Consider the following 9,275-nt stretch of genomic DNA (forward strand, 5'->3'; position numbering starts at 1 on the left):
GAGAGGGGGGGAAAAGCTCGGCGCGGGGTGGTCTGCGGAGCCCGTAAGGCGTCGGGTGCGCGGTCGTCCCCGCGCCTACACGTGCAGACCCATTCCGCGAGGCTTGGCGGTTGTAGGAGCGGGCATGACCGCGACACCGAGGGCGTCGAGGATCGCAGGTACGTCGCCCGGGCCGGGGGAAAGGATCGGCGCGGGGGCGGCGTCGTGGCCCGGAAGGCGTCGGTGTCGCGGTCGTGCCCGCTCCTACAAGAGCCGACACATCCCGCGAGGCTTGGCGGTTGTAGGAGCGGGCATGACCGCGACACCGGGGCGGCGGGAATGGGAGGTACGTCGCCCGGGCCGGGGGGAAAGGATCGGCGCGGGGGACGGCATCGTGGCCCGGAAGGCGTCGGTGTCGCGGTTGTGCCCGCTCCTACAAGAGCCGGCAGCGTGGGGGTTCTTATTCGGCGGTGTAGACCGGCTGGCCGTCGACCCAGGTGGCCTTGATCTTCAGGTCGTCCAGGTCGGCGGCGGGGATCGCCAGCGGGTCGCGGTCGAGGATGACGAAATCGGCGCGCAGGCCCGGGGCCAGGCGGCCGACTTCGGCTTCGTCGTGGCCGGCCCAGGCGGCGGTGGCGGTGAAGCCGCGCAGGGCTTCGGCCGCGGTCAGGCGCTGGCCGGGCAGCCAGCCGCCGGGCGGCTGGCCGGCGCGGTCCTGGCGGGTGACCGCCGCGTACAGGCCCAGGCGCGGGTCGACCTGTTCGACCGGGAAGTCCGAGCCCAGCGCCAGCGGCACGCCCAGGTCCAGGAAGCGGCGCCAGGCGTACGCGCCTTCAAGCCGGTCGTGGCCGAGGCGGTCTTCGGCCCAGGGCATGTCCGAGGTGGCGTGGGTGGGCTGCATCGAGGCGACCAGGCGCAGCTGGGCGAAGCGCGGGATGTCCTCCGGCGCGACCACCTGGGCGTGCTCGACCCGCCAGCGCGGATCGGTGCGCACGCCGCTGCCCGCCAGCGCCTGCTGGTAGGTGTCCAGCACCAGCCGGTTGCCGCGGTCGCCGATCGCATGGCTGGCCACCTGCACGCCGCAGTCGCGCGCCTTGACCACGGCGATGGCGAACGCGGCCGGGTCGGTGACCAGCAGGCCGCGGTTGCCGGGCTCGTCGCTGTAGTCGGCCAGCAGGGCGGCGCCGCGGCTGCCGAGCGCGCCGTCGATGAACAGCTTCACCCCTTCCATCTGCAGGCGGCCACCGGGATGGCGGTACAGGCCGTTCGCGCACAGGTCGGCGAGCGCGTCGCGGTTGCCGTCGGCGTAGGCGTCGATGCGCAGGGGCAACTGGCCGGCGTCGGCGAAGCGGCGCATCAATGCCAGGTCATCGCGCGAGACGCCCATGTCGTGCACGCCGGTGAGGCCATTGCGCACGGCGGCGTCGAGTGCGCGCTTGAGGGCTTCTTCGCGGTAGGCGGCGGTCGGCGTGGGGATCGCGCGCTCGACCAGGCGCATGGCGCCGTCGACGAACACGCCGGTGGCTTGGGTGCCGTCGCGGACGATGCGGCCGCCGTCGGGCTGCCAGTCACCGGCGAGCGCCCGCGCGCCCTGCACCGCTTCGGTGGCGCGCATGGCGGCGCTGTTGCCCCAGCCGGCGTGGCCGTCGATGCGGCTCAACCACACCGGGCGATCGGGAAAGGCGGCGTCGAGGTCGGCGGCGGTCGGGAACTGCTGGCCGGGCCAGCGGTTCTGGTCCCAGCCCCAGCCACCGATCCAGGCGTCGGCCGGCGCGGTGGCAGCGAACGCCTTGAGGCGGGCGATCACTTCGTCCTTGCTGGCCGCGCCGCTGAGGTCGGCGCGCATCAGCGCGTAGCCCAGCTCCATCAGGTGGGCGTGGGCATCGATCAGGCCGGGGATGACGGTGGCCTTGCCGGCGTCGACGCGCCTGGCCTTCGGGTAGCGCTTGCGCAGGTCCTGCGCGCTGCCGGTGGCGATGATGCGGCCCTGCCCGTCCCAGGCGATCGCGGTGACCTGCGGCTGCGCGCGGTCCTCGGTGTGGATGCGCGCGGCGGTGAGGACGGTGACCTGGTCGGCGGCGGGTGCGGGTGCGGGTGCGGGTGCGGGTGCGGGTGCGGGTGCGGGTGCGGCGGCGGGTGCGGCGGCGGGCGCGGCCGAAGTCGCATTCGCTGTTGATGGTGCGGAATCCGGTGCATCGCCGGCCTTCTGGGCCTGCGCGGTTGCCACGGCGCAGGCGCCGGCCAGGATCAACGCGAACGGGGAGATCGCACGCAGGCGCATCGGTTTCTCCGGAAAGGAAGGGGTCCGATCATGCCGGTCGAGCCTCATCGGGGCAACGCTGCGCCGCGGCACGGGCGCTCGCAGCTGCTCCCGTAGGAGCGGGCATGACCGCGACACCGGGGCGTCGGCGGGGTCGATGCCTCGTGATTCCCAGGCGTGGGATGTCGGCGCGGGCGACACCTTCGTGGCTGCCGACTAGCTCGGTGTCGCGGTCATGCCCGCTCCTACAACGACAGGTGGCGACGGGCATCGCGTGGCTGCGCAGGTGCGACGGGGCGTGGATGCGGAGGCCTCCTCGGTGCGGGCGACGCCATCGTGGCGCCAGCGCGCTCGGTGTCGCGGTCATGCCCGCTCCTACAACGACAGGTGGCGATGGGCATGGCGTGGCTGCGCTCGTGCGACGGGGCGTGGATGCGGAGGCCCCGGTGCGGGCGGCGCCTTCGCGACTCCGATGCCCTCGGTGTCGCGGTCATGCCCGCTCCTACGAAAAAACAGGGTGGCGGGCCTGGGCGGGATGCAGGACGGCCGCGGGATCGCCGCGGCCGTCGGGGTTGCAGGCGAGCTGGCGGATTCGGGCCAGCTGGCGGGTTCAGCCGACCAGTTCGGCTTCCAGGGTGATCGGCACCGCCGACAGGGCCTTGGATACCGGGCAGTTCTGCTTGGCGTCGTCGGCGATGGCGCGGAACTTCGCTTCGTCGATGCCGGGGATCGAAGCCTTCATCTTCAGCCGGATCTGCGACAGGGTCGGGCCGCCTTCCATCGACAGGTCCACTTCCGCGCGGGTGTCGATCGAGGCCGGGGTGAAGCCCGCCTCGCCCAGCTTGGCCGAGAAGGCCATGGTGAAGCAGCCGGCATGCGCGGCGGCGATCAGTTCCTCGGGATTGGTGCCCTTCTCGTCGCCGAAGCGGCTGTTGAAGCCGTAGCGGGTGTCGGCGAGCAGGCCGCTCTGCGGGGTGCTGAGCTTGCCCTTGCCGGTCTTCAGGTCGCCTTCCCAATGCGCGGTCGCGTGACGGGAGATGCCCATGGGTCGTTCCTTGGTGGGTGGAGGGAGCGCCAGCCTATCGGCGCAAGCGTTAGCGGACCGTTGGAGCGCGGGCGGGATGACGGTGGCGCGGCATGGGCGGGCGCGGGCGGCACCATCGTGGATCCGGTGTCCACGATGTCGCGGTCGTGCCCGCTCCTGCAGAAAAGCGGGTTTCGCGGCTGTTGTAGGAGCGGGCACGACCGCGACACCGACACCTTCCGCCGACCGGCGCCTTCACCCTCCCTGACCACGCCTGTCGGCACGGGCGTCGTGGTTCCTCCGGCGGCTGCGGTGTCGCGCTCATGCCCCTCCACGGCCGGTTGTGCGCCGCAACGTCCCGCGAACCGGGGACGCGCTAAGGTACCTGTCCGCCATGACCGCCCGCCGGGTTCCGCCCCGGCCTGTCTTGTCGATGCGGCACCTCCAGGCATGCGTTCCCGGCCCGGACAGCCATGACGGCCCTTCAACCCCCAACCCTGGGAGGAACGGCCTCATGCCTTACGCAACCCATGACATCCGCAACGTGGCCCTCGCGGGCCACCCCGGCGCCGGCAAAACAACCCTGTTCGAAGCCCTGCTGCATGCCGGCGGCGCCCTGACCACGGCAGGCAGTGTCGAACGCGGCACCACGGTGTCCGATTTCGACCCGATGGAAAAAGCACGCGGCCACTCGATGGACATCGCCATCGCCAGCATCGACCACGCGCCCGTCGGCGACCGCAGCTACCACCTCAACTTCATCGATACGCCCGGCTATCCGGAATTCCGCGGGCCGGCGCTGTCGGCGCTGGCGGCGGTGGAAACGGCCGCGATCGTGGTCGACGCCGACACCGGCGTGGAGCACGGCACGCTGCGGCTGATGGAACGCGCGCGCGAACGCGGCCTGTGCCGCGCGATCATCGTCAACAAGATCGACCACGAGCACGCCGACTGCGTGCGGGTGATGGAACAGCTGCACGAAGCCTTCGGCAATGCGGCGTTGCCGCTGAACCTGCCCGCCGACGGTGGCACCCGCGTGGTCGACTGCTTCGGCAGCGCCGAAGGCGATTCGGACCTGGGCCCGGTCGCCGGATGGCACCAGCGCATCCTCGACCAGGTGGTGGAGGTGGACGAGGGCGTGATGGAGCACTTCCTCGACGGCGGCGAAGCCGGGATTTCCCCGCAGGAACTGCACGACACCTTCGAGAAGGCGCTGCGCGAAGGCCACCTGGTGCCGGTGTGCTTCGTGTCCGCGCGCAGTGGCGTGGGCGTGCCCGAACTGCTGCAGATCGCCGAGCGCCTGTTCCCCGACCCGACCGAGGGCAATCCGCCGCCGCTGCTCAAGCGCAACGGCCACGGCGACGAACCCCTGCCGCTGCACAACGGGCAGGCGGACGCGCAGGGCCATGTGATCGCCGACGTGTTCAAGATCGTCAACGACCCGTTCGTCGGCAAGCTCGGCGTGTTCCGCGTCTACCAGGGCACGGTGCGCCGCGACACGCAGCTGTTCGTCGACGACGGCCGCAAGTCGTTCAAGGTCGGCCACCTGTTCAAGCTGCGCGGCAAGGAGCATGCGGAGATCGACGAGGCCATTCCCGGCGACATCGCGGCGGTGGCCAAGATCGACGACCTGCATTTCGACGCGATGCTGCACGACAGCCACGACGAGGACGCCGTGCGCCTGCTGCCCACGCAGTTCCCGCGGCCGATGTTCGGCCTGGCCGTGCAGGCGGCCAGCCGTGGCCAGGAGCAGAAGCTGTCGCAGGCTTTGCAGAAGCTGACCGAGGAGGATCCGGCGTTCCTGGTCGACCACAACGTGGAGCTCAACGAGACGGTGATCCGCGGCCTGTCCGACCTGCACCTGCGGGTGATGCTGGATCGGCTCAAGGACCGCTTCAGCGTGGACGTGGCGACGCGGCCGCCGCGGATCGCCTACCGCGAAACCGTGTCGGCGAAATCCGAAGGCCACCACCGGCACAAGAAGCAGACCGGCGGCGCCGGCCAGTTCGGCGAGGTGAGCCTGCGCATCGAGCCGCTGCCGCGCGGCAGCGGCTTCGAGTTCGTCGACGAGGTCAAGGGCGGCACGATTCCCGGGCAGTTCCTGCCGGCGGTGGAGAAAGGCGTACGCCAGGTGCTGCAGGGCGGCGCGGTTTCCGGGCATCCACTGCAGGATGTGCGCGTGATCGTGTACGACGGCAAGCACCATGCGGTGGACAGCAAGGAGATCGCGTTCGTCACCGCCGGGCGCAAGGCATTCCTCGATGCGATCGGCAAGGCGCGGCCGCAGGTGCTCGAACCGATCGTCGACCTGGAGGTCGGCGCGCCGGAGGCGCAGCTGGGCGATGTGACCGGCAGCCTGGCGTCGCGGCGGGCGCGGATCACGGGCACCGATTCGGCGCGCGGCGAGATCGTGGTCAAGGCGCAGGTGCCGATGTCGGAGCTGGACGGCTTCGCCGCGGAACTGAAGTCGCTGACCGCCGGCAAGGGCCGCTACGCGCTGGATTTCAGCCACTACGAACCGGTGCCACCGCCGGTGCAGCAGAAGCTGGTGGAGGCGTACAAGCCGCGGCACGAGGAAGACTGAGGGGCGTCCACCCGGTGCCGCGATGCGGCACCGGGCAGCCGCACCGCCCTGCCCTGCATGCCGCACCGCTCTTCGTAGGAGCGGGCACGACCGCGACACCGACTCCGTCGGCACGGGCGACACCTCCCGCACTCCGGCACCCGTTCGCGGTCGTCCGCCTACCCATGCGCGGCCGGCGACCATCGGCACGGGGCGCGACCTCGAAAATTCCGGCCGCCTCGGTGTCGCGGTCATGCCCGCTCCTACAACTGTCCGGCCGAACTACGCCGTGGATGTCTGCGTCCGGGCCATGCTGCCTCTCCAGACTGCGTCACCCGAAACATGCCGGCGCTTTCTGTAGGAGCGGGCACGACCGCGACACCGATGCCGTCGGCACCGGCGAGGCCTCCCGCACTCCGGCACCCGTTCGCGGTCGTCCGCCTACCCATGCGCGACCGGCGACCCTCGGCACGGGATGCGACCTCGAAAATTCCGGCCGCCTCGGTGTCGCGGTCGTGCCCGCTCCTACAAAAATCAGGATCACGATCCCGCTCGGGCGATGGCAGGCTGGGACGCGGCTCAACGCCGTGTTGCGGGCGCCCGACTTACCAGCAGCACGCCACCGAGGACCAGCAAGGTACCGGCCACCTGCCACGGGCCCATCGGTTCGCCCAGCACGAGCATGCTCAGCACGATCGTCGATACCGGGCCCAGCATGCCGATCTGCGCGGCCAGGCCCGAACCAATGCGGGCGATGCCCAGCATCACCATCAGCACCGGCGCCACCGTGCACAGCGTGCCGTTGACCAGCGACAGCCAGTACACCTCGTGCGGCAACACCAGCGCCGACAGCGGCCGCAGCAACAGGAACTGGCCTATGCACAGCACGCTGGCCACGCTGCTGGCGTAGGCGGTCAGGCGTACCGCGCCGACCTTGCCCACCATCTCGCCGCTGCCGACCAGGTACAGCGCGTAGGCCATCGCGCTGCCGAACACCAGCGCGGCGCCGAGCGCGATGCCGCGGTCGCCGCCCTGCAGGTCGTGGCCGAACGCCAGCGCCACGCCCAGGTAACTGACCAGCAGCGCGATCCACTGCGCGCGGCGCGGGCGGCGCCCGAATGCGGCCCAGCCGATCAGCAGCACCAGGGTCGGGGTGAGGTAGAGGATCAGCCGTTCCAGCGTGGCGCTGATGTAGGCCAGCCCGGCGAAGTCCAGGAAGCTGGCCAGGTAGTAGCCGAAGAATCCCAGGCCGACGATGCGCCAGCGCTCGCCCGCGGTCAGCGGTCGCGTCGCCCGTCGCGCCGCCCACCAGCCCATCAGCAGGAACAGCGGAAACGCGACCAGCATGCGCAGCGCCAGCAGGGTGATCGCGTCGGCACCGAAACGGAAACCGAGCTTGACGATGATCGCCTTGCCCGAGAACAGGATCGCGCCGGCGGCGGCGAAGGCGATGCCGGCGATGCGGCGGCGACGTGCGAGCGCGGCTTCGCGTGCGGCGGCGTCGGCCGATGGGTGTGTTGCGACCGACGCGGCGGTGCGTGACGGGGCGGGCGGGCGCACGGCAGTGGCAGCGTCGAAACCCTCCATCGCGGCGTGCGCGGCCCAAGTTCCCGGCTTCCCGGACGATGCGCACGCTGCAACGTCCTGCGTGGCGGGGACGTGCCCGTCGCTCCCGGCCTGCGCTCGGGTCAGGGAAGCGTCCGCATGCGTCGCCGGGCGCTGTACTCCGACGCGGGCACCCGCCATGCGCTCGCCGGCATCCTCGCCGCCGGCAACGGCTTCCGGATCCAGCGCCGCTGCCGCCATCTCTGTAGCCGCATCGCCGCGGGAGCCCTCGCCGTCCGGCCTGCCGCCGCTCACGCCAGCGCGGCTTCCAGCAGCGCGCGGATCACCCGCTGCAGTTTCGCGGCCTTCTCCGGCAAGTATTCGAAGCTGACCTCGTCCATGTAGGCATGCTGGGCGATCTCCAGCTGCACCGCCTCCACGCCGATCTCCGGGTCGCCGTAGTGGCGGGTGATGTAGCCGCCCTTGAAGCGGCCGTTGACCACGTGGGTGTGCTCGCTTTGCGCGGCGAGCACGTCGGCGAGCCTTTGCTGCAGCGCCGGCGTGCAGCTGGCGCCGGCGGCGGTGCCCAGGTTGAGCTCGGGCAGCGCGCCGTCGAACAGGAACGGCAGCGTGCCGCGGATCGAATGGCCTTCCCACAGCACGGCGCGGCCATGCTCGCCGCGGATGCGCTGCAGCTCGGCGTCGAGCGTGTCGTGGTACGGGCGCCAGTACGTGTCCACGCGCGCGGCGATCTCGGCCGGATCGGGCTGCGCGCCTTCGAGGTAGACCGGCTCGCCGCTGAATTGCACCACCGGGCACAGGCCGGTGGTGTTCTGACCGGGATACAGCGAGGTGTCGTCTGGCGGCCGGTTGAGGTCGACGACATAACGCGAGTAGCGCGGCACCAGGATCGAGGCACCGAGCTCGCGGGCGAAGTCGTAGAGGCGGCTGACGTGCCAGTCGGTATCGGGCGTGCGGCGCGCGCTGGCGGTGAGGCGCGCGGCGATAGGGTCAGGGAGCGCGCTGCCATCGTGCGGCAGGCTGACCAGCAAAGGCGCGGTGCCCTGGTGCAGGTGGTAGATGTCCATGTGGCGATTGTACGCCGCGTGATTGGACGGATTTGCGAGGTCGGTGCCCGGCGCAGGGGTTGGTTGCTGCGCTTTTGCAGGGGCGGGCATGACCGCAAACGGGGGTCGGAGTGCGAAGGACGTCGCCTGTGCCGGGGGCGTCGGTGTCGCGGTCGTGCCCGCTCCTACAGAGGGCGGTGGCTTGTTTCGGGCTGGGTGTCGGTGCGCCATGGCGCTCCGCATCCCGCAGGGGGTGCAGCCTGTTGCGACTCGGCGTTTGTAGGAGCGGGCATGACCGCGAACGGGGGTCGGAGTGCGAAGGACGTCGCCTGTGCCGGGGGCGTCGGTGTCGCGGTCGTGCCCGCTCCTACAGAGGGCGGTGGCTTGTTTCGGGCCGGGTGTCGGTGCGCCAGGGGCGCTCCGCATCCCGCAGGGAGTGCAGCCTGTTGCGACTCGGCGTTTGTAGGAGCGGGCATGACCGCGAACGGGGGTCGGAATTCCGGGGGGCGTCGCCTGTGCCGGGGGCGTCGGTGTCGCGGTCGTGCCCGCTCCTACAGAGGGCGGTGGCTTGTTTCGGGCCGGGTGTCGGTGCGCGAGGGGCGCTCCGCATCCCGCAGGGGTGCAGCCTGTTGCGACTCGGCGTTTGTAGGAGCGGGCATGACCGCAAACGGGGGTCGGAGTGCGAAGGACGTCGCCTGTGCCGGGGGCGCCGGTGTCGCGGTCGTGCCCGCTCCTACAGAGGGCGGTGGCTTGTTTCGGGCCGGGTGTCGGTGCGCCAGGGGCGCTCCGCATCCCGCAGGGAGTGCAGCCTGTTGCGATTCGGCGTTTGTAGGAGCG

5 protein-coding genes are annotated in these 9,275 nt (G+C 71.3%); 1 reads left to right on the plus strand and 4 read right to left on the minus strand.

The window, feature by feature from the left end; genetic code table 11:
• Positions 1 to 439: 439 nt before the first annotated feature.
• Together CSC65_RS15970 and CSC65_RS15975 are read right to left on the minus strand one after the other, a co-directional pair.
• Positions 440 to 2,260 carry an amidohydrolase gene (locus CSC65_RS15970; protein WP_162411578.1) on the minus strand — a complete coding sequence of 607 codons (1,821 nt, stop codon included), beginning with the start codon at positions 2,258 to 2,260 and terminating at the stop codon, positions 440 to 442.
• 589 nt (positions 2,261 to 2,849) lie between these two features.
• A complete protein-coding gene (locus CSC65_RS15975; RefSeq protein ID WP_162411579.1) occupies positions 2,850 to 3,284 on the minus strand; it encodes an OsmC family protein in 435 nt (144 codons plus the stop codon).
• 493 nt (positions 3,285 to 3,777) lie between these two features.
• Here CSC65_RS15975 and fusA point away from each other — a divergent pair, with 493 nt between their 5' ends.
• On the plus strand, positions 3,778 to 5,847 hold the full coding sequence (gene fusA, locus CSC65_RS15980; RefSeq protein WP_162411580.1) for an elongation factor G: 2,070 nt from the start codon (positions 3,778 to 3,780) through the stop codon (positions 5,845 to 5,847).
• 558 nt (positions 5,848 to 6,405) lie between these two features.
• On the opposite strand, the gene CSC65_RS15985 is transcribed toward fusA, so the two are convergent.
• Together CSC65_RS15985 and hutG are read right to left on the minus strand one after the other, a co-directional pair.
• Positions 6,406 to 7,287, minus strand: coding sequence for a DMT family transporter (locus CSC65_RS15985; protein ID WP_425501382.1), 882 nt, complete (start codon positions 7,285 to 7,287; stop codon positions 6,406 to 6,408).
• Positions 7,288 to 7,682: 395 nt separating this feature from the next.
• The gene (gene hutG, locus CSC65_RS15990) at positions 7,683 to 8,459 is read right to left on the minus strand and encodes an N-formylglutamate deformylase (RefSeq protein ID WP_162411582.1); all 777 of its coding nucleotides are present in this window, start codon (positions 8,457 to 8,459) and stop codon (positions 7,683 to 7,685) included.
• Between the last annotated feature and the right edge of the window lie 816 nt (positions 8,460 to 9,275).

It is taken from the genome of Pseudoxanthomonas daejeonensis, from assembly GCF_010093205.1.
In the GTDB taxonomy this organism is placed as follows: Bacteria; Pseudomonadota; Gammaproteobacteria; order Xanthomonadales; family Xanthomonadaceae; genus Pseudoxanthomonas; species Pseudoxanthomonas daejeonensis.